Origin of the sequence: Methanococcoides orientis, from assembly GCF_021184045.1 — an archaeon.
GTDB classification, from domain to species: Archaea; Halobacteriota; Methanosarcinia; order Methanosarcinales; family Methanosarcinaceae; genus Methanococcoides; species Methanococcoides orientis.
On record NZ_CP073710.1, the window covers coordinates 513885 to 539399 of the forward strand.

The window sequence follows — 25515 nt, forward strand, 5'->3', positions numbered from 1 at the left end:
ACCTTTTACCGGTTTAAATTTCTTCCTTTAACGGTTTCATCCATCTCTTTAGTAGGTGGTATTCCTTTGGCTCGAAGATATTCGAATCAATATTGAAGATCAATCTGGAATCTGATACCATTATGCTGTCATTGGTTTGCTCAATGAACTTAACCACAGACTTAAAATCATTCTCAAGGATAAGGTATTCCAGTCCATCAACTAGTATAATCCCCTCCTGTGCTTTTTTCATGAAATTTTCAATCGTTGGGTGAAGTTTGAATATCTCGGAAGGGGCAATGGATGGGGATTCTGAACTTTTGTTTTTTGTAAGCCAGACGATCGGTGTTTTTTGGATATTATATTTTTCCCTGATCTTTGCAGGATTTTCCCTGGTGATACAAAGACCCGGATTGCCTTGTTTTACCATCTTTGAAAAGATCTCATATGTGCCCATGTTGTCATCTTCATGCTGTATATATGTATATCCTGATTCAAGTTTGGGCAGGTCACTTATATCACCGCTTTCTTCAAGTGAAGGTTTTTCCAGCGAAGGATCGATCAAAAGACCTCGTAATTCTGATATGTTCTGGAGGTTGATGATCAATTCTTTTTCATCATCATTTTTTTTGATAAGAGATGTAGAGACATTAAGGTCAATAGAATCTCCATTTTTCTTTAGAAATCCTATTATCATATCTTTTTTATCAGTAAACTCGATATTCTGGTTATCAAGAACAAGTTTTGACATTGGTGTATGAAGCATGTCGTTAATTTCAAAACCCAAAAGTTCAGCTACACTTTCATTAGCTTTTAGGATCTTGTTTTCTTCATTAATTACAATTGTAGCAATAGGTGACATCTTAATAAGCAGATCTAAATGCTCATTCGCTTTTTTAAGATTATTTTCTACATTTTTCTGTAATGTTATATCTTCACCTGAACAAAGGATTCCATAAGTCTTCCCATTTTTATCCTTTAACTTTATGGCACTCCATGAAAGTATTTTTTCGTTCCCTTTTCTCGTCATTATAGTTTTTTCAGGAATGTCGCCTACATCTCTGCTAGAATCCTTCACAAGATTGTTAAAGCGTTCTTTTGATTCAGTTCGGTACTCTTCAGGAATAAAATTGTTGTACCAGTTAAGGCCAATTATTTCTTCTCTGGTGCATTCAAGCACATGGGTACCCTTATTATTAATTTCGATGATGTTTTGATCATTATCAAGCACAAGTATTAGAACACCTGCTATGTTGAGGTACTTCTGTGCTGTGTCCCTTTCTTCAAGTAACAGGTCGTGCTGGTGCTTTAACTTTAGCAAGGACCTTATCCTGCTTTTAAGTTCAAGTATGTTAATGGGTTTGGTGAGAAATTCATCTGCACCTGCTTCAATGCCCTTTATTCTATCCTCTTTTTCAGATAGGGCTGTAACAAGGATTATGGGGATAAATTTTGTTTCTTCGTCGGTTTTGAGCAACTTACAGGTTTGGAAACCATCCATGATCGGCATAAGGATATCGAGGAGTATGATGTCAGGCTGGAATTGCTTGACCTGTTCTAATGCTTCTTTACCACTAGTAGCCATAGCAATCTCGTAGTCACTTGAAAGATAAGCTTCCATCACTTCAAGATTTGTACTCTCATCATCGACGACCAGTATTTTAGGCAAATCGTTTGTCAATTTATGCTCACCTTTAATTAATTGTAGCGAGTCTCAATCGCTATGTAGCATTTCCTGCCAAAAAATGTGTTAAATGTGCTATATAAAATATGGTTTCTTTTAATAAATATGTTACCATCATTATTATCATAATAGTTCTCCAGACTGGTAACCGTTAGCAGCTACAGATTTCCATTTTCTCTTTTGTAAAGCTAATACTATCAAGCGGAGATACTAAATAATAGTTGCTCATTTCTTAAAAGTAAGGGATGGAGGGACATATTGCAATTTGTATCGATCACTTGTAATCCAGGTGTGGTCCAAGTCCATGGATAATGCAATAACCGACCGACATAATCATTATAATCTATTAGGGAATTTATTATATTAATAATTAAATTGAGGGAAGCATGCAGAACGTTAAAACTGGATTTGGTTCCATTGTCAAATATCTTAGTACAAAAAAGGAAACCGACAGGAGGCGTATAGGACTCCTTGTAGATGGGCCTAATGTACTACGTAAGGAATTTAATGTAAATCTTGAAGAAATACGCGATGTATTAAAAGAATATGGCAATGTCAAGATCGGCAGGGTATTCCTGAACCAATATGCCTCGGACAAACTTGTAGAGGCAATAGAGAACAATGGGTTCGAACCTATCATATGTTCCAGTGATGTTGATGTACGTCTTGCAGTAGAAGGAATGGAACTTGTTTACAACCCTACAATTGATACTATTGCACTGGTAACAAGGGATGCTGATTTCAAACCACTTCTAAGTAAGGCCAATGAACATGGGAAAGAGACCATTATCTTTGGTGTTGAACCCGGATTCTCAACAGCTTTACGAAATTCATCCGATTATGTTGTAATACTTAATAACAACCAGATGAACTATTATGATGAGGAAGATGCTGAAAATATAAAGCAAAAAAGATTCACCTCAACTTAAAGTTCCATAAAAACCTATTAGAATGGATGTTCTGCATGCAAATAATCTTACATGCAGTTTTTGATATTTTTTTAAACTTCGATCTCGATTCTGAAAAATATTGAACTCATTCATCCCTGATGGGATTGTACAGTTTGAATAAGGGTTTCCAGCCTTTCACGAGATAATCCTTTTTTAACCTCTGTACAGTTCTTTACTTTAAGAATAAGATCGCAGAGCTCATCATTTTCTAAGTTATATCCAAGATCTTCGACTATTCCTTTTAGTGCTTTTTTCCCGGTGTGTTTGCCTACTATGAGGTTGCGCTTTCCGCCTACCATTTCAGGACTAAAAAGTTCATAGGTTCGCGGTTCTTCCAGAATGGCCATTACATGAATTCCGGATTCATGTGTAAAAGCATGCTTGCCAACTACGGACTTATTTACAGCAATTGGTAATCCGGAATATTCCTGAAGCTTATTTGAGATCCCTGTAAGTTTCGTAGTATCATATCTTTCAATACCATGTTGTACCCTTAATGCAACAAGCAACTCTTCAAGGGATGCATTGCCTGCTCGTTCGCCAATACCATTGACCGTTGTATGCAATTGTTTTGCACCGGCCTCTGCAGCTACAAGAGTATTTGCAGTTGCCATTCCCAGATCATCGTGGCAGTGGATGCAAATAGGGGTATTAACCACTTTATTTATCTCAGACACAAGATAATGGGTTGTTGCAGGGCTTAAAATGCCAATAGTATCTGCGATACTGACATAATCGACCTTATATTCTTCAGCTGCAATGAACGCTTTTTTGAGAGTTTCCACATCGGTCCTGGTGCCATCCTCTGCTGCAAACCTGACCTTAAGGCCATGGTCTTTTGCATGCTCAATGCTGCTCATTGCACAGCTGAATACGTCTGCGCAACTTTTGTGATACTTGAACTTTAAATGAAGGTCAGACATCGCAATAAAGATGCTTACTATATCAACATCGCAATCTATCGCTGCGTCAACATCACTTATCACAGAGCGTGCAAGACAGCAAATATTTGAGTTTAACCCCATATTGCTGATCTCTTTGACGATCTCTTTCTCAGAACTGGAGACAACAGGAAATCCAGCTTCGATAACCTCGACGCCTATGGCATCAAGTTCCATTGCGAGATCGATCTTTTCTTCCTTTGTGAAAGCTACGCCTGGGGTTTGTTCACCGTCCCTCAATGTTACATCGCATATCTCGATGTCAAGAGGTTTCGTATCGATGAAGTTCATAAGTTCATTTTTGGAATAATAATCAGTGTTTGACATAGTATTGATTCCCACTCGTTGTTTGAGAAAGCAATATATAAATATGTAGGTTTTGAACCTACTTTTCAATTATCTGAGCTTGCTCTCTACTCTCTCATAAAAACCGCTTGCGGATGTTTCTACAAATCTTGCGGGGAAATTGGACATTGTAAGGGTAACAACATCGTTCTCCTGTATATTATGGGTGTACTGCCCGTCAACTACAAGGGCTGCTTCCTTTTCCGGAATGATCATCTCGACCTTGATAAGGCTCTCTGCAGGAACTACCCATGGTCTTGAAGATAACTTGAAAGGTGCAAGGGGTACAATTAGCGTTGCATTGACATTTGGATCGATGATAGGTCCGCCAGCACTCATTGCATATGCAGTAGATCCCGTCGGGGTCGCAATCACAACGCCGTCGGCACGTATGTCCTCCACTTTCCGGTCATCGATAGTTATCCTGAATGTAAGTATCTTTGCAGGTCTTGCTGTTGTGAGCACAACTTCATTGGTTGCAGGTGGTATCTTTTCCCCGTTGAGATTGACGGAAAGGCGGGAACGCTCACTGTACTTGAAACCTTTCAGAACTTTTTCAATGGTCTCAATTGCCTCTGATGGATTTACATCCACAAGAAATCCAAGTGTTCCCATGTTTATACCTAATATTGGAAGCGGGTCCTCCATGCGGGCAATATTGCGAAGTACTGTGCCGTCTCCCCCTACGGAAATTAGAAGTTCGACGTCCTTTTCCCTCATCTTTTCCACTGGTGTGATCTCCACATCATGTAGGTTCAGGGGTTCGGCAGTTTTAGGAGTTATGGCGATCTCAACTTTCGAATTGAAGTGTTCTACGATATTCCTTACCATCTCAAGTGCATCTTCATGGTCACACCGCGATACTATCCCGATCTTTTTGATGATCATTTTAGTGCCTCTCTATAAGGTTCAATATATCAGAATGTGCATATCCGTTCGAAGCTACCATATAAAGTGGATTTATAACACTTCCTTTGAGCTTAAGCGGGGAGCCTTTTCCATCGGTAACCTTGCCTCCGGCTTCCTCTATTACCAACTTTCCGGCAGCAACATCCACAAGACGCAGGGAACCGCGAACATCAACGAATGCATCAAGCCGCCCGGATGCTACATAACATAGCTCCAAAGCCACGCTTCCGAGTATTCTTATCCTGCGAACGCTCTTGCAAAGATCCACTGTCCTTTCTACATTCTTGCGATATCCATAGAGGCTTATGCAGAATGTGTTCAGGGCATGATTTCTGGAAGGTGCGATCCTTTGACCATTAAAATATGCTCCCTTTCCCAACCCTGCATGGAAAACATCCCCATTTGCAAGGTTCTTCACATATCCAAAATAAACAGAAGTATGGTCCGGATTACCAATTGCAATTGAAATGCTGTAGACAGGAATGCCATTGGCAACATTGTATGTGCCATCAAGCGGGTCCAGAATAATGGAAAATTCGGGATCTTCACCCAGCTTTATCTCTCCGAATTCCTCACTTAAGATCCTCATTGAACGACCATTTTCCCGGAGGACCTCAAGTATTGCTTTCTCTGATACGTCATCAATCAGTTTGGTATCGGTCCCATCAGCACCGACATAGACTGTTTCGAAAGCTTCAGATGTATCGACAAGATTGGAAATTGCATTTCCTGCGGCATCTGATAAGAGATCACACAATTCCAGCGCCTGTGGAAAAGTTATCATATTGATAAAAAAATGATGGGCAGATTAGATGCCCATTTTACTATTCGTTTCAGCAATGGACTTCTGTCCCTCGCTCTCAAGCTCCATCATTGCGCGGATGGCATCCACATTCTCAGGAATGACATCTGATTCCTGGTGGATCGCCTGGAAGAAGTAAAGTTCTCCTTCATACATTGTGATGGATTCATCCCATATGCAGTTCTCCCACATGTCACCTCTTGGCCTTCCAAGGTCCTTTGCGAGTTCCATGATCTCGGCGGTGGATGTGATTCCCTGTCCAACGAACCTGACACGGCTCTGCTCTGCAAGGATATTCTTGACATCTTCTGCAGTACATTCCTTCTCAAGCTCAAGGTTGATGGTATGCATGTGCATTAATGTTGTAGGAAGCTTGACTGCTGTTGTTGCAACGTCAATGCCGGGTATAACGGTCTTTACATCAGGGCCGTGGTGTGAGGGCAATGTGATAGGATTCGGGACGATAGCATTGATAGGGCCGTGTTTGATATCATTAGGGTCAGCAGATCTTCTCATAAGTGTTACACGTGCCTTCTTTACCCCAAACTCCTTATCGAGTGGTGAAAGAACGCGGCAAAGTCCGGTTGTGTTACAGGAAACGACTCTTACGAAGTCCTTGCCAAGAGCCTCTTCGTAGTTGGTCTCAGCGTTGAAGGAGCAACCTGCAAGGTCATGTGCTTCGCCACCCTGCCAGATAGCCTTGGTGCCTGCCTTCTCGTAAAGTTCCTTGTTAGTAGCACCAATTTTACCTGGTGTACAGTCAACCACAACATCGGCTGCTTCGATCATTTCCTCAACGGTACCTGCAACATCGATGCCTTCCTTTTCCATTGCTTCTACCCTGTCCGCAAGAGTGTAGACAGGATATCCTTTCTCCTGTGCAATTACAGTCTCGAAGTTAGGGCGAGTCTTTGCAATACCGATGATCTCCATATCATCCTGAAGCATTACAGCATCTGCCACTCTCTTACCAATGGTTCCGTATCCGTTTATTGCAACTTTAGCTTTAGTCATTTAATGTACCTTCCATTACGAATTTGACACATTTCAGTATAAGTATACAGTATGAACGTCAGTCTGGCACCAGAGCATATGTTACCACAGTAAAAAAGTGTCTGAGGTTACTGATATATCTCCTGTTGCTCCTGTTAATTCAATTTCCAATAATTATAGTTTCCCCTTTTGAAAAATCGACCTCTTTTATTGAACCAAAGATGATCGTCTTTTCCCCGAATATTCCGGTAAGTTCTATGGAATCCCCATCAACCACCATTTTAGTGACTGATTCCATAACCAATTCCCTTTCATCACCGTTGATAACTATTGCATTCAGTTCGCACATATTTACACCTGTTATTGGTATTATTGTGATGGTATGTCAGACCATCGGTGAAAGTATTTTGAACTTATTCACATGCTTTAGATTACGCATTGATATGTTCTAATAATAGATAACTACTTTCACACAATCTTCCTGATCTCATCTCACGAGCTTTGCTACGGAATATCCCATCTCAAGGCCCATGTCTTCTGCTACCGCTTCGCATTTGGTACGAAGCAGATATGCAATTGCTTCAAAATTCCTTTCGGACATGGTTTCGTAGTTAGCCATTCCTTTGCTTATTATCAGGCTGGCATTCTCCAGGGCATCGATGAACTCAGGGGGTGCTTCCTCAAAGCAGACACCTACTGCATTTGATCCTGTGGTCAGCACTCGATCAACTTTCTTGTCCAGCTCCAGCTCCCGTACATTCTCCATTGTGACGTCAGTAAGCATGGGGGCGCCGCGTACTACGAGTGTGATCTTGCCACCAACTTTCCTGATGATGTCAAAAACAAGGGTGTCAAGGATAATCTCTCCGCAGTTGTCAACCACATATACAACATCATCAAGCATTTTGAACATCTCGGAGGTATCGTCCACATCAAGCCCTTTCCGGAATATTTCCGCAAAGGTCTCATCAAAAACGTCTTCTCCAACGTCAAATCCCATGATGCCGAAATCGAAGAAATTTCCAATAACAGATGCTAGTACTGCCCTTCTGAACATTTCCTCGTCTGTCGGATCGCCAGCATAAACCAGGGAATGTGCATATGGATACACTTTTTGTGCGATCCGGTTGCTTAATTGCCTGAGCTCAAAATATGGGTCCTCATCATTGAGCATTTCGTAAGCCTTCCTGTGGATGGCTGTTGATACTACTCCGGCAGCTACTCCTGGTTTGTAGGTCTCTTTGAGCACATCGATCCCTGCAAGCATGGTCTTGTGTATAAGCTCGGTGTCATTGGTTGAAAGCTGTGCTTCATAGTGCACTCTTGAAAGAAGGCAATACGTACATCTTGCATCCATTTTCATTATTTTAGCCCTTTTAGTTGTAATAATAAGTAATATCGATCTTTCAGGTGGATGTATCAAATAGGCGTCATACACATAAGTTTAACTCAAAGTATTCTTGTGTGCCCTGACGCGAGCTTGAACGAAGCGGAAAGGACCTTCCGGCAAAAATTAAACTTAATGAAAACGCTCAAAATCATGGTGAAATATCCCTTAAAAGGAAAAATTTGTCTTAAAATCAAACATTTATTTCCGGTTTAGGTGTATATTATATAAAGATATTGCCAACTCTTGTTTATATACCTACATAAGTGCAGAAAAAAAGAAAATATGGGGAAATGAACAAAATAAAGTACTCTTTTAATCGAGAGATTTCATAATAATCCTAACTTGTTTTAATGAATACTCCACTCCAAATTTCTCTTTGATAAGGTTGGCAACCTGGGTAGTTGTCCAGCTCTTTTGCACCCTCAGGTATATCCTCAGATCATTCTTCTGGTCTTCGCTTAATTTAGAAGGTCTGCCCCCGCCATGCCTGGGTAGTAATCCTGCATATCCATCCTTATTCCACCTTTTTTGCCATACATATGCAACCTTTTTAGTAACGCCAACCTTGCTTGCAGCTTCCTCTACGGAGTCTCCCGTATATCTGTAACGGATAAAGTATAAACGATCCAGTACTTTGATCAATGTCTCAATATATCGTATCCTTTTGTTAAGTTCCTGGTGAGTCAATTTTTTTTGAATAGGAATCATTTCTGTTTTTACCATGTCTGTTGATATGGTTTTATAAGTATAAATACATTGGTTTCAAATTAGAAAAGGTTAAATACGAGTATTCGCAAGGATTATTTGCAGTTGAACAGGACAAACGACCTTTCGGGAAAACAAGACTTTCCGATCGGGCTGTAAGACTGCTATTAAAAAGGTGATGAAAATGGGAAATCAGGAACTTTTTGACAAACTTAAAGATGCAATAGTAAACCAGGACATTAACGGATGTCCAGCACTGACACAGGAAGCTCTCGATGCAGGTCTCTCTGCATTCGATATTATCAACGAAGCACTTGCACCAGGCATGAAGATCGTCGGTGACAACTTCGAAGCAGCAACAATCTACCTTCCACAGATCATGATGTCTGCAAAGGCAATGAAAGCTGCAATGGAGATCCTTGAGCCAATTCTCGCAGAAGAGAAGGGCGACGAAGAGGGTGTCGGAATGGCTGTAACATTCGTACAGGAAGGAGATATTCACGATATCGGTCACCGTCTTGTTACAACAATGCTCGGTGCAAATGGATTTGACATTCTCGACCTTGGAACAGATATTCCAAACGAAGATGTTGTTGAAGCAATTGCAAAGAACAAGGGCAAGAAGATGATCCTTGTAGGTTCCGCACTTATGACAACCTCAATGCTCGGCCAGAAAGATGTAGTAAGATTACTTGAAGAGGAGAACCTTAGAGGCGAAGTCAAGATCATGTTCGGTGGCGCACCAGTCACAGATGAATGGATCGCTGAGTGTGGTGCAGACGGCACAGCCGAAAATGCAGCAGAGGCAGCAAGAGTAGCACTTGAGCTTATGAGCGCATAAATTGGGGAGACATTAAAATGACATTCACAAAATCAGTAACTTGCTTTGACTTCTATGACCGAGCACAGAACGGTGAGAAATGCACCCAGGATGACTGGGATCTGATGACCATTCCAATGAAGGCAATGGAACTCAAGCAGAAATACAACCTTGACTTTGGTACCGAGTTCGTTCCAACCGACAAGGACCAGATGGAGAGACTCTTCAAGGCAGGTTTCGACATGCTCCTTGAGTGTGGTATCTACTGCACAGACACAAAGAGGATCGTCAAATACACAGAAGACGAACTCTGGGACGCAATCAACAACCCAATGCCAGCATTCCAGCTCGGTACAGGCAGAGATGCAGTACAGATGAAGAAGAGATCTGTTGGTGACAAGAGAAAGCCAATAGTACAGGGTGGTCCAACAGGTTCCCCAATCTCAGAAGATATGTTCTCTGCAATTCACATGAGCTATGCACTCGAGAAAGAAGTTGACACAATTGTAAATGGTGTTATGATGACGGTTCGTGGTAAGCCACCTATACCAGGCAGCCCATACGAAGTTCTCGCAGCAAAGTCCGAAACAAGGATCATCAAGAACGCAGCAGCAATGGCTGGTAGGCCAGGTATGGCTGTTTAGGGACCTGAGACCTCCCTGTCAGCTCAGGGTAACATCGCTTCCGACTGTGTCGGCGGCCAGGTCACAAGTGACAGCCACGAAGTATCACAGCTCAACGAGCTTAAGATCGACCTCGATGCAATTGCAGTCATGGCTCACTACAAGGGCAACAGTGACATAATCATGGACGAGCAGATGCCAATCTTCGGCGGATACGCTGGTGGTATTGAAGAAACAACAATCGTAGATGTTGCAACCAGCCTTAACTCCATGATCATGAGCAGTGCAAGCTGGCACCTTGATGGTCCTGTCCACATCAGATGGGGATCCACCAACACCAGGGAAACCCTCCAGATCGCAGGATGGGCATGTGCAACAATCAGTGAGTTCACAGACCTTATGACCGGTAACCAGTACTATCCATGTGCAGGTCCATGTACCGAGATGTGCCTCCTCGAAGCAGCAGCACAGTCAGTAACTGACACAGCATCCGGCCGTGAGATCCTCTCAGGTGTCGCAGCAGCAAAGGGTGTCATCACTGACAAGACAACCGGTATGGAAGCAAGGATGATGGGAGAAGTCGCACGTGCAACAGCAGGCATGGACATTGACTCCGTCAACGCTGTACTCGACAAGCTCGTTGCATCATACGAAGGCGACTATGCAAATGCTCCTGAGGGTAAGACCTTCCAGGAATGTTATGATGTTGCAACCGTTACACCAACCGACGAGTACGTCAAGGTATACGAGGGTGCAAGGAAGAAACTCGAAGAGTTCGGTCTTTCATTCTAAGACTAAGATCTTTACAAGATCCTTTTGCCAGCATTATTTGCTGGCATTCTTTTTTTCTTTTCTACTACGTATATATTAGATTCCGCAAATATTGTGCTATTTGCTGCGATCACAGATCAATAACTAATTAATTTATTGGATATCCATTGTAGCAGCTTTCAATGGCATAGTCCTTATTCATCGCTACTAACATTGATGCAGACATGCTTTTGATAGTTTTTAAAATGAAATAATCTGGAACTTCCTGTTTGATCTATATATTAGTATCATGAACATTTTAAGACTAAATCAAATTCAATTTAACAAATCCTTAATTGTCATTTGCCGAGAACTGAGGTTAAAATATTTCTTAGGTCTGATGGATTGATCTCAAAGGTCCAATTTTCAATAATATTGTGTGCGGCAACATTCCTTTCTATTTAAAAAAACTTAATGTCCATGTGCACAATATATATATACTAGATCTTATCTCCTGCCAAAGCGTATTGTTTTTTTTATAATGTCTAATCGTTCTATTTCTATGTTAACAATTTTTTAACAATCGTAATGTAAAACTATATATATTAAATAGTTCGGCAAGCAAATTCCGGTTATATGTTGACAAAAAAATATAAATACCATAATGTAATTTGTGCCAGAAATTCAGTAAATCAAGAGTAATCTATCCTTTAAGGATTTTCGTGCTGATTACATAGAATTTTGATTGCTAGAAAGTAAAGGTGCATGAAAATGGATACATGGACTATAATCAATGGAATCATCTATTTGACCTGTTTTGTTTTGATAGGTTGGATGTTATTAGATGCCAGTAAAGTCTCAAAATAATTGTGGTTTTTAAGGAGAATTAAATGTCTGGAAATACAAATTCGGAACATGGTGTCGTAAAGACACTCCGCCCTTATCACGTATGGGCGCTTGGAGTTGGTATTGTTCTGGTAGGCGAATACATGGGTTGGAACTTTACAGTTGCAAAAGGTGGAATACTTGGTTCACTCTTTGCATTGTTGGTTGCAGGTACCATGTTTGTAATGGTTTCTTTATGCGCCAGTGAACTAGGATCATCAACTAAACTAGCAGGCGGACCTTATGATTGGGCAAGATTATTCGTAGGACCCGGTGCAGCCGCACTTGTAGGTCTTGCAGTATATATGGAATTCATTGCTCTGGAAGCTGCTGACGCTATTGTCGTTGCATCCATCACAAATTCGATCTTCCCGGAAATAGATACATTCCCGGTTACATTGTTAATTATATCATTCTTAACATTTATGAACTATCGTGGAGTCGTAGCTGCTCTTAATCTTAACTTTGCACTCACATTCACAGCATTGATAGCTATCATAGTATTCTTCTTCATGAACATTACCGGATTTGCCGGCACATGGCACCCGGAATATCTCATATCAGGAGCTATACCTAACGGTTTTATAGGTGTCTTTGCAGCTCTGCAATTTGGACCTTGGTTCTACCTTGGTATCGAAGGAGCAGCAATGTGTGCAGAAGAATGCAAACATCCAACAAGAGCAGTTCCTCTCGGACAGCAAGCAGGCATGATAACCCTTCTTCTCGGTTCAGGTATGACACTCTACTTATGTTCAGGTCTCATCCCAGCCGCAGAACTCGGTTCTTCAGTATACCCACTCTTTGAAGCAGCAACAGCAACAGGTTCTAAATTCCTCATTGCAGCTCTCGGAATCGGTACACTTTTCACCTGTCTTGCAAGCGCAAACGGTACAGTTTGTGACGCATCACGGTCATGGTTTGCCCTTTCAAGGGATAAATTTCTGACAAATTGGTTCGCTGACGTGCATCCACGTTACAGCACTCCATACAGGGCAGTCATTTTCACAATGCCTATCGCGATCGCATTTGCATTTAGTGGTTTCCTCGATCAGGTCATCACCTTTTCAATCATATCAGGTTTAATCTGCTATGTAATGATCCCATTTTCCCTGATCCGCTTTAGGAAGTTATTCCCGGAGCACAGCCAGAAGGTCCGCCCGTTTGTGGGTCCTCTGCAGCCAACAATTGCATACATTACGATTTTCCTTGCCATTGTGATCATGTCTACCCTTAACTGGGGATACAATTACAACCTTATCTTTGGACTCTTGTTCTACGTAATAGCATACTTCTACTTCTCGTGGAGATATAAGAGCATTGAGATAAATCACGATTGGGGAGAAGACCTCGGATGGCCTGAACCCGTACACAGGAGATAATGGAGGAAGAAAAATGGTGAATAAGACAAAATATCACAACGACCTCAAAAAAGATGCAGGCATTATTGTTCTCGTATTAGGACTCTTGTTCTTCTCAGAGACATTTGTCTTTTATAGAATAATATCAACTCTATGGGATGCAGTGCCCGAACTTCGTACCATCTTTCCGGTCTACCTCTTGTTCCTGGTACTTTTGCTCGGGATCGAGACCATCGGTTGCATCACTGTGTACAAATCCATCAAGGAACACATGTACGACTTTAACTATTACGATTAAGGAGGTGGAAATATGGCAAAATCTGAAGCAAAAGGTAGTATTATCATGCAGATCGCAGATATCCTGTTCATCTTCGTTGTCGCAGGTATTTGTGTAATAGCTCCTGTACTTGTACTTGGAGCTGACACTGGACCTGTAGTATTTGACTGGAATCCTTTCGAATACTTCGGCTTGGTGGCAGTGATCCTTGTATTCTTTGCTGTGATCCTGCATCACTCTCTCAAGAACTATATCTATTAAATAGACTTCAAGTAGTTGTGGTTAAAATGCTACAACTTCTTCTTTTTTTTATATTTTTCACTTCAATTGAAGCTTAATTTCTATAATCTTAAATGAATTTCATTTACATTCGTAATAATAATAGAAACCTTCTTATCTAACGAACAATCATTATGCTGTTACTAATAAAAGCTGAAATATATCATCAGCAGCATTTAGGATAAAGGGGTATAATGACATCGTCACTGACAGATCATGTTTGGCTTTCTGAAAAAAGAACGAACCTGCTTTTGTTACTAATGGAAGGTCCTCGGGACATCGAACAGATCAAGATGTCTCTTAATGTTACATCGCGTGGTATGATGCCACAGATAAAGAAACTCAAGGAAAAACACCTTATCATCGAAGAGGGTGAGAACTACAAATTATCGAATATCGGAAAGCTTGTCGTTAGGAACATGCTACCCCTTATCAATACATTGAGTATGATCTCCGAGAACAAGGAGTACTGGGAGCAACACGATATCAATATTCTCCCCCCTCATCTTTTCAAACGACTTCATGAACTAGGAAACTATCTGCTTCTTGAACCTGATCTTCACTATACATTTGAGATACCGAAAGAATTTACAGAAAATCTCCTGAAATCAAAGGAGATAATGTCCATAATCTCTTTTTACAGACCTGAATACCCAAAGTTCTATTCTGAACTTGCAGAGAGGGCAAATAGTCTTACACTGATCCTTTCAGAATCGGCATTTAAGAGAATGAAGACCAACAATATGAAAGAACTGGATTTTCTTTTATCCGCAAAGAACACAAGGGTCTTACTATATCAGGGTGAAGGAAGACCACCGGCAATTGATGTGTCCGAGTGGTTCATGTACATCAGCTTTTTGAGCGAGAACGGTAGCTATGACCACAATGATATTATGAGCTTTGATGAAAGTGCTTTGAAGTGGTGTACTGAATTGTTCGTTCATTATTGTGATCGATCTATGGAAATAACAGACATTCAAGAGGGTGGGGATATATAATGGTATTAGACCTGATCGAAACCCTTTTCCTTTCGGAGAAAAGAGAAAATTTACTTCTTTTGCTTCTTAATGGCCCCACAGATATAAAAACGATCAACTCAAGTCTTGATGTTAGTTCTTCTTCCATACTTCCACAGATAAAGAAACTCCGTGAATCAGGTCTTGTTCATAAGGATGATACCGGAATCTATGAACTGACAACTATAGGACGGCTTATAGTCGAGAACATGAAACCGCTTTCCAGTATGCTGAAAGTATTTGATAAATCGGATCTTTATTGGGATGACCGTGACCTGAACTCAATTCCGGAAGAACTTCTTAACAATATAGGTGACCTGGGAGATATCGAACTTGTTGTGCCTGACCTGGACCACATGTATGAGATTCCGGAAAAACTGATAAGCAACACCAATGACTCGCAAGAAATGAGTTCAATGGTATCATTTTTCCATCCTGATTTTCCCCGATTCTACAAAGATATTACGAACAGGGGGGTAGTTCTTGATCTGATAGTTACAGATTCTGTATTTGAAAGGATGCAAAATGACTATGAAGAGGAAATGAATGCCATATTAGGATCTGGAAATACGACATTTCTAATTTGCAAGGACGAGTTAAAAGCGCCTACTTTTAATGTCACTGAAAAATGTGCCTATATCAGCTTCTTTAATAGCCAGGGAAGATACGATCATCAGGACATCATAACATTTGAGGATAGTGCAATTGATTGGTGCAAAGAGCTCTTCTCATACTACCGTGAACTTTCAAGAACTGCTAACGAATAAGATCGATCATTAAAAATATATATGGGCCGAGTATGCAATGGAAAGACCTGTCACTGAAATTTAAATTAGTACTTTATATAGTCGTAGGCATTTCATTCATACTGTCTGCTTCATCAATTACTATAATTTCTACTGTTACGGATCAGGAAGAACAACTTGCATACCATGACTCTATCCAGAATGCAAAAAGCTTTGCACACCAGTATAATGCCGATATGAAGGCCAACATGGCAATAGCAAGCTCACTGGCAGCACTTATGGTTAAATATGAGTCTGCTGACCGTAATGAAACGAATGAGATGTTAAAAGAGCTACTTGCAGAGAACCCAAATCTCATTGGGGCATATGTTGGTTTTGAGCCGAATGCCTTTGACGGGAGGGATGCTGAATTCGTTGGAGCGGAAGGGCATGACGATACCGGAAGATTTGTACCATACTGGAACACTATAAATGGTCCTATCAGTGTTGAGCCTCTTGTAGATTATGAGGTATCTGAATATTATCAGGGTCCAAAGAAACTCAAGCAAAATGTGGTCACAGAACCTTATCTTTACCAGGGAGCACTGATGGTAAGCTATGATGCACCTATTATCAGAAATGGGGAATTTGTTGGCATCGGCGGTGTTGATGTATCGTTAAACTATGTTGATGAGGCTGTAAGTAGTGTAAAGGCTTTTGATACAGGTTATCTTTTCATGGTTAGCAACGAAGGAATACTTCTTTCGCATCCAATTAACAAGGAATGGATCGGAACGAGCTCCATCTATGATTTTGATATACCGCAAATAAGTATTGCTGCTGATGACATAAGGAATGGAGTTGGTGGTCATATTGACACCATTGATCCTGCAACCTCAAAAGAGGTCGTCATGTTCTATGAACCAATTGAAACCGGTAATTATGCAATTGTACTTGTTGTACCTCCCGAGGAAATGTTCGCAGGGGTTAATTCCATAAGGTCCGACCTGGTTTCCATTTACCTGTTCTCTATCTTTTTCATGGGCTTAATGGCCTTTTTTATAGCATCTTCATTTACAAACAGGATCGATGAGATCGTAGCAGACTTCAAGAAGATATCCGGAGCAGCTTTGAGGGGAGATTTTGATGCAAGGGCAAATACTGATGTTGAGCTCGATCTCAATTTAATACCCAAAGGTTTGAACGAGATCCTTGATTCCCTTACTATCTATTCAAAGGAATTGCAGAACTCCTATGAACTCATAAGCAAGATGGAGGCAGCCGTTAACAGCAGCAGGGTCGTTGTGTTCTGGTGGAAAAATGAAGAGGACTATCCTGTCGAATTCGTTTCAGACAATATAACCCAATTTGGATATTCACTTGAAGAATTCACATCAGGCAAGGTGCTATATGGTAATATAATACATCCTGATGATCGTAAAATAGTATGGAATGAACTACAAGCTTGTGCAGATGAAGGAAAGAAGAATTTCCACAAAGATTACAGGATCGTTACAAAGAATGGGAACATACGCTGGATACACGAAGATACATATATTCAGCGGGATGAAGGTGGAAGTATCACATACTTCCAGGGTACAATTCTTGACATTACAGAACGTGTTGAAGCGGAAGAGAACCTTAAAACAATGGAAGATGTAAGGACTAAGGAGATCCATCACCGGATTAAGAACAATCTTCAGGTTGTTTCAGGAATGCTTTATCTGGAATCTCTGAAGTTCAAGTATCAGGAAGTGATTGACTCCTTCAGGGATAGTGAGAACCGTGTCCGTTCCATTGCACTGATTCATGAAAAGCTCTATCAGTCAAAGGATCTTGTAAGTCTTGATTTTGCTGATTACATTGAAAACCTGACAGATCACTTATTCCATTCATATAATGTAGATAAGGAAAATGTTAATCTGATTTTGAATGTTGAGGATGTTTTCCTGGGAATGGATACAGCTGTTCCCCTTGGTATCATTATCAATGAACTGACATCAAATGCACTACAACATGCCTTTGGAAATGGTGAACAAGGAGACATAGAGATCGATTTCCAGAAAGATAACGATGTCTTCACGCTAATAATTAGTAATACGGGGACCCCATTCCCGGAATATATAGACTTCAAGAATACAGAATCTCTTGGACTTCAGCTTGTAACGAACCTGACGTCCCAGGTCGATGGTGAAATTGAGCTGGACAAGACCAATGGAACCAAATTTAAGATAACTTTCCGTGAGAACAGATGAGGTGTTAATATGAAATCTACCAGGATACTCGTAGTGGAAGATGAGGCTATCGTAGCAATGGTTATCAAAAAGAGGCTCATGAACCTTGGTTATAGCGTTTCGGGAGTTGCTGCGACAGGAAAGGATGCAATTACCAAGGTGGAAGGAACATTTCCTGACCTTGTGCTCATGGATATAATGCTAAAAGGGGACATGGATGGAATAGAAGCAGCAGATGAAATTCGAAAACGCTTCTCAATACCAGTAGTGTACCTTACAGCACACTCCGATGAGAATACTCTGGAAAGGGCGAAACAAACAGAACCCTATGGGTACATACTCAAGCCATTTACAGAAAGGGATCTAAGCAGTAATATTGAGATCGCGATACACAAACACCTGAAGGAAAAACAAAAAGAAAGCTCTGGAAGGATGGAATAACAGCTTATCTCATCCCTATAATATCATTTTTAAGATGCTGCTATCTCTGAACCTTGATTTTTTGATCAAAAGCATTTGATGATCAAATTAATAATGTTTCCTGATCAGTTTGAGCCGGTCAAAAGTGCAAACACAACTTAAGAGCACTTCTACTTTATCTTGACTGATGAAATTAACTTAAATAAAAAATAGAATAATTATGTTAAATCGGATATTGGGTAGTCTAAATCAAATATAAATTAAGTTTAAATAAGGCATTTCGAATATAAATAAAATATATCCCGAATATGGATCATATACGTTGGAAGACCAATAAATGAATAAAACTAATTTGTTGTTAATATTATCAATACCATTAGTATTACTTGCTTTACTATCTGCAGGCTTCTTTCTTAATAATGATGTTGTTGCATCTTCACCTGAGGTAACAGGCCTTGAACATGTCTACAGGTCTGCAATTGAGGATGCAATGATTGCTGAAGAGGATGAGGTATACAAAGAACTGGTTCCTATAACTGAGTCGAATACTGAACTTCAATGGATGGAAGATTCGGGTGAAAAATATGTCCTTGTTGTAACATGGACAAAGTATCCGGAGAGCTATCCTGTCGGAGTAAATGTGTCTACATGGTGGGGAGATACCTGGGTAATGGTTATTCCTGAGCTGAAAGGCTTTGTTCAGCAGAATGATATACATGATGATGAGCTAACGCTTAGGCTGGAGCAGCTTATAGGTCTTCCCTATGATAATGGAAATAAATATTTTGTGGAAATGTGGGTGATGCCCGATGATCTTTTCAGACCAGCTCCTGACCCTGAGGTCACAGATACACAAGCTCAACTTTATTTCCACGAGAACGTTTCACAGGAACATGTCGAATGGTTCAATTCCCTTAATCGTACAACATATGATGAGTATCCATGGACCAGACTGGGATATACATACGACTGGGGTGATCCGAAAAGTGATGTTGGGCTGAGCGAGTACGTCATAAAGGAGAACTCGCAGGTGATAATAAGTTCTGTATCAACTACCCATGATTATTTTGATCAGGAATTAAATTGATCAGGGGACTTTTCCTCACACAGATATTCATCCTTTCTTTTTTCACTCTTTCCGATAAAGTTTCTTTTAATGTATGTGATCCATTTCCAGTGAAGTATGAAATGGACCGCCACAAAAACTGTCAGTAATATGGATGATTTGTTGTGTATCATTGTCCATGTGGCTTTTGTAAGTCCCATATAGTCCTGGTATCTTCCCTGTGGAATTCCCTCAGGTATTACAAGATACATGAAAAAGCCTGTAAAAGCTACGATTATGAAAAGTAGTAAAAGTATGAGGTCCACAATATAATTTGTTCTGGTTCTGTTCAATTTTATCCTCTTTAATCTGGTAAATATAAATAGGGACCATAGTTAAAAATTATTGTCCTTTCAAAAGAATGTTATGTTTTAGGGCAGGGTTCCATACATACTAAATTATTCTGAATACAGATATGCCACTAAAACAATATTTCCGATATTTTGTCTTCATTTTATTTCATTTTTGTATGTTAGTTTTGTCGATTTTAATGCCTTTGTCCTTTTTGATCACAACATCAATTCGGCTTAAAACATACATTTGAAAGAGGGCGTCAAACAACCCTGGGTTTGCCATATTATATTCGCACCATCTGTTCAGAAGGTGATGTAATATTTTAATGCAGTTTCAAAAAACGCCATCGTCTAGGTTATATAAGTTTCAAGACAGTGTTCTATTTAGTAATGCCTGTGATGATCTGGCATTGACTACATCTAAAGTAAGTAATACAAAAAGGTGAAACAAAATGGGAAATCAGGAACTTTTTGACAAACTTAAAAATGCAATTGTGAACCAGGACATTAACGGATGCCCAGCACTGACACAGGAAGCACTTGACGCAGGAATCACTGCTTTTGATATTATCAACGAAGCACTTGCACCAGGCATGAAGATCGTCGGTGACAACTTCGAAGCAGCAACAATCTACCTTCCACAGATCATGATGTCTGCAAAGGCAATGAAAGCTGCAATGGAGATCCTTGAGCCAATTCTCGCAGAAGAGAAAGGCGACGAAGAGGGTGTCGGAATGGCTGTAACATTCGTACAGGAAGGAGATATTCACGATATCGGTCACCGTCTTGTTACAACAATGCTCGGTGCAAATGGATTTGACATTCTCGACCTTGGAACAGATATTCCAAACGAAGATGTTGTTGAAGCAATTGCAAAGAACAAAGGCAAGAAGATGATCCTTGTAGGTTCCGCACTTATGACAACCTCAATGCTCGGCCAGAAAGATGTAGTAAGGTTACTTGAAGAAGAGAACCTCAGAGGCGAAGTCAAGATCATGTTCGGTGGCGCACCAGTCACAGATGAATGGATCGCTGAGTGTGGTGCAGACGGCACAGCCGAAAATGCAGCAGAGGCAGCAAGAGTAGCACTTGAGCTTATGAGCGCATAAATTAGGAGTAATTAATATGACATTCACAAAATCAGTAACTTGCTTTGACTTCTATGACCGCGCACAGAACGGTGAGAAATGCACTCAGGATGACTGGGATCTGATGACCATTCCTATGAAGGCAATGGAACTCAAGCAGAAATACAACCTTGACTTTGGTACCGAGTTCGTTCCAACCGACAAGGACCAGATGGAGAGACTCTTCAAGGCAGGTTTCGACATGCTCCTTGAGTGTGGTATCTACTGCACAGACACAAAGAGGATCGTCAAATACACAGAAGACGAACTCTGGGACGCAATCAACAACCCAATGCCAGCATTCCAGCTTGGTACAGGCAGAGATGCAGTACAGATGAAGAAGAGATCTGTTGGTGACAAGAGAAAGCCAATAGTACAGGGTGGTCCAACAGGTTCCCCAATCTCAGAAGATATGTTCTCTGCAGTTCACATGAGCTATGCACTCGAGAAAGAAGTTGACACAATTGTAAATGGTGTTATGATGACGGTTCGTGGTAAGCCACCTATACCAGGCAGCCCATACGAAGTTCTCGCAGCAAAGTCCGAAACAAGGATCATCAAGAACGCAGCAGCAATGGCTGGCAGACCTGGTATGGCTGTTTAGGGACCTGAGACCTCCCTGTCCGCTCAGGGAAATATCGCTTCCGACTGTGTCGGCGGCCAGGTCACAAGTGACAGCCACGAAGTATCACAGCTCAACGAGCTTAAGATCGACCTCGATGCAATTGCAGTCATGGCTCACTACAAGGGCAACAGTGACATAATCATGGACGAGCAGATGCCAATCTTCGGCGGATACGCTGGTGGTATTGAAGAAACAACAATCGTAGATGTTGCAACTAGCATTAACTCCATGATTATGAGCAGTGCAAGCTGGCACCTTGATGGTCCTGTCCACATCAGATGGGGATCCACCAACACCAGGGAAACACTCCAGATCGCAGGATGGGCATGTGCAACAATCAGTGAGTTCACAGACCTTATGACTGGTAACCAGTACTACCCATGCGCAGGACCATGCACAGAGATGTGCCTCCTCGAAGCAGCAGCACAGTCAGTAACTGACACAGCATCCGGCCGTGAGATCCTCTCAGGTGTCGCATCCGCAAAGGGTGTCATCACCGACAAGACAACCGGTATGGAAGCAAGGATGATGGGAGAGGTCGCACGTGCAACAGCAGGCATGGACATCGACTCCGTCAACGCTGTACTCGACAAGCTCGTTGCATCATACGAGAACAACTACGCAGATGCACCACAGGGTAAGACCTTCCAGGAATGCTACGACGTTGCAACCGTCACACCAACAGACGAGTACGTCAAGGTATACGAGGGTGCAAGGAAGAAACTCGAAGAGTTCGGTCTTACATTCTAAGACTAAGATAGTATATTGATGGTTTTGCTGGCGAGAGATCGCTGGCATTTTTTTTATTCGCCATTTGTCACTATTTAATGAGACAATTCAATGTCATATCAACACTAAACAATGCTAAAGGGGGCATACGATATGGATATGTGGACTTTAATAAACGGGGTTATTTACCTCATAGCCTTTGCCTTGATAGGTTGGATGTTGCTAAACGCTAGTAAGGTATCCAATGAATAAATAATTAGATGGAGGAGGATCAATGTCTGAAAATTCGAATGAACCGATCGAACTGGTAAAGACGCTACGTCCATACCATGTATGGGCACTTGGTGTCGGTATCGTGTTGGTCGGTGAATACATGGGTTGGAACTTCACAGTTGCAAAAGGTGGTATACTCGGTTCACTCTTTGCACTTCTGGTTGCAGGTACCATGTATATTATGGTTGCATTATGCGCTAGTGAACTAGGTTCATCCACAAAACTTGCAGGAGGACCTTATGATTGGGCGAGATTATTTGTAGGGCCGGGTGCGGCTGCTATTGTAGGTCTTGCTGTTTATATGGAATATATTGCTCTGGAAGCTGCCGATGCTATTGTCGTAGCGTGGATAGCGCAATCGATATTCCCGGAGATACAAACGTTTCCGGTCACATTGCTGGTTATTGCAGCATTAACATTTATGAATTATCGCGGAGTTGTGGCGGCATTAAATCTTAATTTTGCCTTAACATTCACTGCGTTGATCGCTATTATTACGTTCTTCTTTATGACCATCAGCGGGGTAGGTGGAACATGGCATCCTGAATATCTTATTTCCGGTGCTATGCCAAATGGTTTTATTGGTATCTTTGCAGCACTCCAGTTCGGTCCCTGGTTCTACCTGGGTATTGAAGGAGCAGCAATGTGTGCTGAGGAATGTAAGCATCCAACAAGAGCAGTTCCTCTTGGTCAGCAGGCTGGTATGATCACACTGTTGCTTGCAGCAGGTATGACACTCTATGTTTGTGCAGGATTTATTCCAACAGCTGAACTTGGTGTTTCTGCATACCCACTTTACGAAGCAGCAACACAAAGCGGAGTTAAGTTCCTGGTCGCATTCCTGGCAGTAGGTACACTCTTTACCTGTCTGGCAAGTGCGAACGGTACTGTCTGTGACTCATCAAGATCATGGTTCGCCCTTTCAAGGGACCACTTCCTTACACCATGGTTCTCAGCAGTACATCCAAAATACAGCACTCCATACAGGGCAGTTATCTTTACAATGCCAATTGCGATCGCATTTGCATTCAGTGGTTTCCTTGACCAGGTCATTACATTCTCGATCACATCAGGATTGGTATGTTATGTGATGATCCCATTCTCTCTGATACGCTTCAGGAAGATGTTCCCGGAACACACACAAAAGGTACGTCCATTTGTCGGACCACTGCAGCCTTATCTTGCATACTTCACGATCTTCCTTGCGATCGTGATCATGTCAACACTAAATTGGGGTTACAGCTACAACCTTGTCTTCGGTCTGGTGTTCTATGTTGTTGCATACTTCTACTTCTCGTGGAGATACAGAAGTATAGAATCAAAACACGACTGGGGAGAAGACCTTGGATGGCCTGAACCTGCACACAGGAGATGAACAGGAGGAGATAAAATGGCAGATGAAGCATTATATCATAGCAAATTGAAGCAGGATGCAGGAGTAATCATGCTTGTATTGGGACTGCTGTACTTCTCAGAGACATATATTGTCTACAATATCCTGTCAACTCTTTGGGGTGAAGTGCCTGAACTCGGTACGATCTGGCCGATCTACATAGTATTCTACTTACTATTGATCGGTATAGAGACGATTGGATGTATAAGGGTCTATAATTCCATAAAGGAACACATGTTCGACTTTGAGTACTATGACTGAGGAGGAAAAGACATGGCTGAAGCAGTAAAAGAAAGAGGCATGTTGGGGCAGATCGTGGATATCCTGTTCATCTTCATATTAGCAGGTGTCTGCGTTGTAACTCCTGTAATCCTTCAGGGAACGGTCCTTGTAGGATGGGAGGGAACAGGTGGAATGCAGTTCGTATGGGATCCGGTCTCATATTTCGGCCTCCTGGCTGTAATAATTGTGTTCTTCGGTGTGATCCTGTATCACTCGGTGAAGAATTACAAGTTCTGAACATGAGAAATAGTTGTCAGCAAATTGCTGGCAACTATATATTTTCAAAGAGCATATAATATACTAATAAAGGGGTGAGATCCTATGACCGAACAAGTAATTAACCACCTGAAAGATCCTGAGAATATGACAGAAACTGAGATGAAGCATGTACCAGTCATCGAATCTGAAGATGTGATGACAGCAGAAGGTTCATTTGAGGTTACTGTAAGGCTCGGAGAAGTCCCGCATGTAATGCAGGATGACCACTATATCGAGTGGATAGAACTGTATCTGGGGGATACGAAGATTGGAAGAGTTGAGCTTTCACCTTCCGATGAGAAAGCAGAAGCAACATTTACTGTAGAACCTACAGAAGAAATTGTTGGAATACGTGCATATGAGATCTGCCACATTCGTGGTGTGAACATTTGTGGAGACTGTGGTACAAAAGCTGTGATAATGAAGCTTAAAGCATTAGCAAGCTGTAATGTCCATGGCCTTTGGCAATCTGTCAGGCAAGTCGAGATCATGTCAAAGAAGGTTAAGGAAGGAAAATCCTGCGCTTGGCATGCAAAATGAATTGAATATGATGTATGGGGGTACATCTAAAAAATGCCGGATCATCTCCGGCATTTTCACATTTTGAAAAGTGATATTCTATTTCAAGAGAGGGAGCTATGAAAGAAAAGAATATCCTCATAGTTGAAGATGAGATGATCGTTGCTATGATGATCAAACTTAAGCTTCTGGATATGGGATACAAGTTTGCAGGACATGCTACATCCGGGGAAGATGCTATAAGGATGGTTGAAGAGAAAAAACCAGATCTTGTTATCATAGATATTTACCTGAAGGGAAAAATGGATGGCATTGAAGCTGCAACTGAAATACTAAAGTCACACTTTGTTCCATTTATATTTCTTACCGGAGATCCGGACAAAGAAACAAGAGCAAGGGCATCTATTGCAAATCCTGCTGGCTATCTTCAAAAGCCTTTTATGGAGGAGGAATTGGAATATGTTATAGAATCTGCTTTCCACAAGTCCAAAAGTCCGATTTTCAAACAAATGGCTCATGATATGGCCGCTTGACATCTTTTTTAATCAATGATGGATGAAAGTCGCGATTTTAAAGCAGAATTACATTTTTTATATGGCGTAGTTTTTTTATTATATATCTTCGAATGAGCATTTTTTAACTTATTCTGAAAGCTCGATTTCATATCCATGTGCACTTTATCGGTGACTCCAACCTCAAAAAAATTTTTTGGGTTACGATATTTTGAACCAATAGCCGTATTTACTGTAAATATAATATTGAATATGGGAGTAGGAGCTAAAGGGACCTTGCCAACTGGCTGTGACTCTGGTTTGACAACCTCCCC

General features: G+C 41.2%; 25 protein-coding genes and 2 pseudogenes. 18 read left to right on the plus strand and 9 right to left on the minus strand.

All coding sequences use genetic code 11. The features are described 5' to 3' along the window. Positions 1–13: 13 nt before the first annotated feature. Complete coding sequence (locus tag J7W08_RS02750) at positions 14–1660, minus strand: DUF835 domain-containing protein (protein ID WP_233085125.1); 1647 nt, start codon at positions 1658–1660, stop codon at positions 14–16. 389 nt (positions 1661–2049) lie between these two features. On the opposite strand from J7W08_RS02750, the gene J7W08_RS02755 reads away from it, so the two are divergent. Further along, positions 2050–2592: a TIGR00288 family NYN domain-containing protein gene (locus J7W08_RS02755; RefSeq protein ID WP_233085126.1), complete on the plus strand. Its 543-nt coding sequence runs from the start codon at positions 2050–2052 to the stop codon at positions 2590–2592. A gap of 110 nt (positions 2593–2702) precedes the next feature. Here J7W08_RS02755 and J7W08_RS02760 read toward each other — a convergent pair whose 3' ends face one another. From J7W08_RS02760 to J7W08_RS02790, 7 genes are all read right to left on the minus strand, one after another. Next, positions 2703–3881, minus strand: a complete 1179-nt coding sequence (locus tag J7W08_RS02760; RefSeq protein ID WP_233085127.1) for a homocitrate synthase family protein — start codon at positions 3879–3881, stop codon at positions 2703–2705. A 69-nt stretch (positions 3882–3950) separates the two neighbouring features. Continuing rightward, the gene (locus J7W08_RS02765) at positions 3951–4787 is read right to left on the minus strand and encodes an NAD(+)/NADH kinase (protein WP_233085128.1); all 837 of its coding nucleotides are present in this window, start codon (positions 4785–4787) and stop codon (positions 3951–3953) included. Position 4788: 1 nt separating this feature from the next. Further along, complete coding sequence (locus J7W08_RS02770) at positions 4789–5592, minus strand: bifunctional fructose-bisphosphatase/inositol-phosphate phosphatase (protein ID WP_233085129.1); 804 nt, start codon at positions 5590–5592, stop codon at positions 4789–4791. Between the two features lie 24 nt (positions 5593–5616). Continuing rightward, positions 5617–6624, minus strand: a complete 1008-nt coding sequence (locus tag J7W08_RS02775; RefSeq protein ID WP_233085130.1) for a type II glyceraldehyde-3-phosphate dehydrogenase — start codon at positions 6622–6624, stop codon at positions 5617–5619. Positions 6625–6763: 139 nt separating this feature from the next. Then, positions 6764–6952 (minus strand): CooT family nickel-binding protein, encoded by a 189-nt coding sequence (locus J7W08_RS02780; protein WP_233085131.1) that lies wholly within the window; start codon positions 6950–6952, stop codon positions 6764–6766. Positions 6953–7090: 138 nt separating this feature from the next. Then, positions 7091–7966, minus strand: a complete 876-nt coding sequence (locus J7W08_RS02785) for a damage-control phosphatase ARMT1 family protein (RefSeq protein WP_233085132.1) — start codon at positions 7964–7966, stop codon at positions 7091–7093. Positions 7967–8305: 339 nt separating this feature from the next. Beyond that, the gene (locus J7W08_RS02790) at positions 8306–8716 is read right to left on the minus strand and encodes a helix-turn-helix domain-containing protein (protein WP_233085133.1); all 411 of its coding nucleotides are present in this window, start codon (positions 8714–8716) and stop codon (positions 8306–8308) included. Between the two features lie 166 nt (positions 8717–8882). Here J7W08_RS02790 and J7W08_RS02795 point away from each other — a divergent pair, with 166 nt between their 5' ends. The 10 genes and pseudogenes from J7W08_RS02795 (at position 8883) to J7W08_RS02840 (ending at position 19172) form a co-directional block, all read left to right on the plus strand. Next, on the plus strand, positions 8883–9539 hold the full coding sequence (locus J7W08_RS02795) for a cobalamin B12-binding domain-containing protein (protein WP_048194174.1): 657 nt from the start codon (positions 8883–8885) through the stop codon (positions 9537–9539). A 17-nt stretch (positions 9540–9556) separates the two neighbouring features. Next, positions 9557–10933 (plus strand): annotated as a pseudogene (locus tag J7W08_RS02800) (monomethylamine:corrinoid methyltransferase). Between the two features lie 848 nt (positions 10934–11781). After that, a complete protein-coding gene (locus J7W08_RS02805; protein WP_233085134.1) occupies positions 11782–13155 on the plus strand; it encodes an APC family permease in 1374 nt (457 codons plus the stop codon). Positions 13156–13168: 13 nt separating this feature from the next. Next, positions 13169–13432, plus strand: a complete 264-nt coding sequence (locus J7W08_RS02810; RefSeq protein ID WP_233085135.1) for a monomethylamine transporter — start codon at positions 13169–13171, stop codon at positions 13430–13432. Between the two features lie 12 nt (positions 13433–13444). Beyond that, the gene (locus tag J7W08_RS02815) at positions 13445–13672 is read left to right on the plus strand and encodes an AcrB/AcrD/AcrF family protein (RefSeq protein ID WP_233085136.1); all 228 of its coding nucleotides are present in this window, start codon (positions 13445–13447) and stop codon (positions 13670–13672) included. A gap of 212 nt (positions 13673–13884) precedes the next feature. After that, positions 13885–14688, plus strand: a complete 804-nt coding sequence (locus tag J7W08_RS02820; RefSeq protein ID WP_233085137.1) for a helix-turn-helix transcriptional regulator — start codon at positions 13885–13887, stop codon at positions 14686–14688. Further along, entirely contained in the window at positions 14688–15473 is a 786-nt protein-coding gene (locus J7W08_RS02825) for a helix-turn-helix transcriptional regulator (RefSeq protein WP_233085138.1), read from the plus strand. The genes J7W08_RS02820 and J7W08_RS02825 overlap by 1 nt, the downstream gene beginning before the upstream one ends. A gap of 32 nt (positions 15474–15505) precedes the next feature. After that, positions 15506–17686, plus strand: a complete 2181-nt coding sequence (locus tag J7W08_RS02830; protein ID WP_233085139.1) for a histidine kinase dimerization/phosphoacceptor domain -containing protein — start codon at positions 15506–15508, stop codon at positions 17684–17686. Positions 17687–17695: 9 nt separating this feature from the next. Beyond that, the gene (locus tag J7W08_RS02835; RefSeq protein WP_233085140.1) at positions 17696–18106 is read left to right on the plus strand and encodes a response regulator; all 411 of its coding nucleotides are present in this window, start codon (positions 17696–17698) and stop codon (positions 18104–18106) included. A 316-nt stretch (positions 18107–18422) separates the two neighbouring features. Continuing rightward, positions 18423–19172: a hypothetical protein gene (locus J7W08_RS02840; RefSeq protein WP_233085141.1), complete on the plus strand. Its 750-nt coding sequence runs from the start codon at positions 18423–18425 to the stop codon at positions 19170–19172. On the opposite strand, the gene J7W08_RS02845 is transcribed toward J7W08_RS02840, so the two are convergent. Then, positions 19157–19483 carry a DUF4405 domain-containing protein gene (locus J7W08_RS02845; RefSeq protein ID WP_233085142.1) on the minus strand — a complete coding sequence of 109 codons (327 nt, stop codon included), beginning with the start codon at positions 19481–19483 and terminating at the stop codon, positions 19157–19159. The two genes, J7W08_RS02840 and J7W08_RS02845, sit on opposite strands and share 16 nt — an antisense overlap. A gap of 452 nt (positions 19484–19935) precedes the next feature. Between J7W08_RS02845 and J7W08_RS02850 the strand changes: the two genes are divergently transcribed. From J7W08_RS02850 to J7W08_RS02880, 7 genes and pseudogenes are all read left to right on the plus strand, one after another. Continuing rightward, complete coding sequence (locus J7W08_RS02850; protein WP_233085143.1) at positions 19936–20592, plus strand: cobalamin B12-binding domain-containing protein; 657 nt, start codon at positions 19936–19938, stop codon at positions 20590–20592. Between the two features lie 16 nt (positions 20593–20608). Beyond that, positions 20609–21985 (plus strand): annotated as a pseudogene (locus J7W08_RS02855) (monomethylamine:corrinoid methyltransferase). A gap of 253 nt (positions 21986–22238) precedes the next feature. Next, positions 22239–23612, plus strand: a complete 1374-nt coding sequence (locus tag J7W08_RS02860) for an APC family permease (RefSeq protein WP_233085144.1) — start codon at positions 22239–22241, stop codon at positions 23610–23612. 15 nt (positions 23613–23627) lie between these two features. Next, positions 23628–23891 (plus strand): monomethylamine transporter, encoded by a 264-nt coding sequence (locus J7W08_RS02865; protein ID WP_233085145.1) that lies wholly within the window; start codon positions 23628–23630, stop codon positions 23889–23891. A 12-nt stretch (positions 23892–23903) separates the two neighbouring features. Then, the gene (locus tag J7W08_RS02870; RefSeq protein WP_233085146.1) at positions 23904–24149 is read left to right on the plus strand and encodes an AcrB/AcrD/AcrF family protein; all 246 of its coding nucleotides are present in this window, start codon (positions 23904–23906) and stop codon (positions 24147–24149) included. Between the two features lie 84 nt (positions 24150–24233). Then, entirely contained in the window at positions 24234–24710 is a 477-nt protein-coding gene (locus J7W08_RS02875; protein ID WP_233085147.1) for a class II SORL domain-containing protein, read from the plus strand. Between the two features lie 98 nt (positions 24711–24808). Then, entirely contained in the window at positions 24809–25222 is a 414-nt protein-coding gene (locus J7W08_RS02880) for a response regulator (RefSeq protein WP_233085148.1), read from the plus strand. Positions 25223–25515: the final 293 nt, after the last annotated feature.

Bases quoted from the DNA above. Each gene is read 5' to 3' on its own strand.
- J7W08_RS02780 (WP_233085131.1), bottom strand. From the start codon at position 6,952: ATGTGCGAACTGAATGCAATAGTTATCAACGGTGATGAAAGGGAATTG.
- J7W08_RS02805 (WP_233085134.1), top strand. From the start codon at position 11,782: ATGTCTGGAAATACAAATTCGGAACATGGTGTCGTAAAGACACTCCGC.
- J7W08_RS02840 (WP_233085141.1), top strand. From the start codon at position 18,423: ATGAATAAAACTAATTTGTTGTTAATATTATCAATACCATTAGTATTA.
- J7W08_RS02770 (WP_233085129.1), bottom strand. From the start codon at position 5,592: ATGATAACTTTTCCACAGGCGCTGGAATTGTGTGATCTCTTATCAGAT.
- J7W08_RS02875 (WP_233085147.1), top strand. From the start codon at position 24,234: ATGACCGAACAAGTAATTAACCACCTGAAAGATCCTGAGAATATGACA.
- J7W08_RS02815 (WP_233085136.1), top strand. From the start codon at position 13,445: ATGGCAAAATCTGAAGCAAAAGGTAGTATTATCATGCAGATCGCAGAT.
- J7W08_RS02755 (WP_233085126.1), top strand. From the start codon at position 2,050: ATGCAGAACGTTAAAACTGGATTTGGTTCCATTGTCAAATATCTTAGT.
- J7W08_RS02795 (WP_048194174.1), top strand. From the start codon at position 8,883: ATGGGAAATCAGGAACTTTTTGACAAACTTAAAGATGCAATAGTAAAC.
- J7W08_RS02835 (WP_233085140.1), top strand. From the start codon at position 17,696: ATGAAATCTACCAGGATACTCGTAGTGGAAGATGAGGCTATCGTAGCA.
- J7W08_RS02865 (WP_233085145.1), top strand. From the start codon at position 23,628: ATGGCAGATGAAGCATTATATCATAGCAAATTGAAGCAGGATGCAGGA.
- J7W08_RS02870 (WP_233085146.1), top strand. From the start codon at position 23,904: ATGGCTGAAGCAGTAAAAGAAAGAGGCATGTTGGGGCAGATCGTGGAT.
- J7W08_RS02880 (WP_233085148.1), top strand. From the start codon at position 24,809: ATGAAAGAAAAGAATATCCTCATAGTTGAAGATGAGATGATCGTTGCT.
- J7W08_RS02760 (WP_233085127.1), bottom strand. From the start codon at position 3,881: ATGTCAAACACTGATTATTATTCCAAAAATGAACTTATGAACTTCATC.
- J7W08_RS02775 (WP_233085130.1), bottom strand. From the start codon at position 6,624: ATGACTAAAGCTAAAGTTGCAATAAACGGATACGGAACCATTGGTAAG.
- J7W08_RS02850 (WP_233085143.1), top strand. From the start codon at position 19,936: ATGGGAAATCAGGAACTTTTTGACAAACTTAAAAATGCAATTGTGAAC.
- J7W08_RS02830 (WP_233085139.1), top strand. From the start codon at position 15,506: ATGCAATGGAAAGACCTGTCACTGAAATTTAAATTAGTACTTTATATA.
- J7W08_RS02810 (WP_233085135.1), top strand. From the start codon at position 13,169: ATGGTGAATAAGACAAAATATCACAACGACCTCAAAAAAGATGCAGGC.
- J7W08_RS02785 (WP_233085132.1), bottom strand. From the start codon at position 7,966: ATGAAAATGGATGCAAGATGTACGTATTGCCTTCTTTCAAGAGTGCAC.
- J7W08_RS02790 (WP_233085133.1), bottom strand. From the start codon at position 8,716: ATGGTAAAAACAGAAATGATTCCTATTCAAAAAAAATTGACTCACCAG.
- J7W08_RS02820 (WP_233085137.1), top strand. From the start codon at position 13,885: ATGACATCGTCACTGACAGATCATGTTTGGCTTTCTGAAAAAAGAACG.
- J7W08_RS02860 (WP_233085144.1), top strand. From the start codon at position 22,239: ATGTCTGAAAATTCGAATGAACCGATCGAACTGGTAAAGACGCTACGT.
- J7W08_RS02825 (WP_233085138.1), top strand. From the start codon at position 14,688: ATGGTATTAGACCTGATCGAAACCCTTTTCCTTTCGGAGAAAAGAGAA.
- J7W08_RS02765 (WP_233085128.1), bottom strand. From the start codon at position 4,787: ATGATCATCAAAAAGATCGGGATAGTATCGCGGTGTGACCATGAAGAT.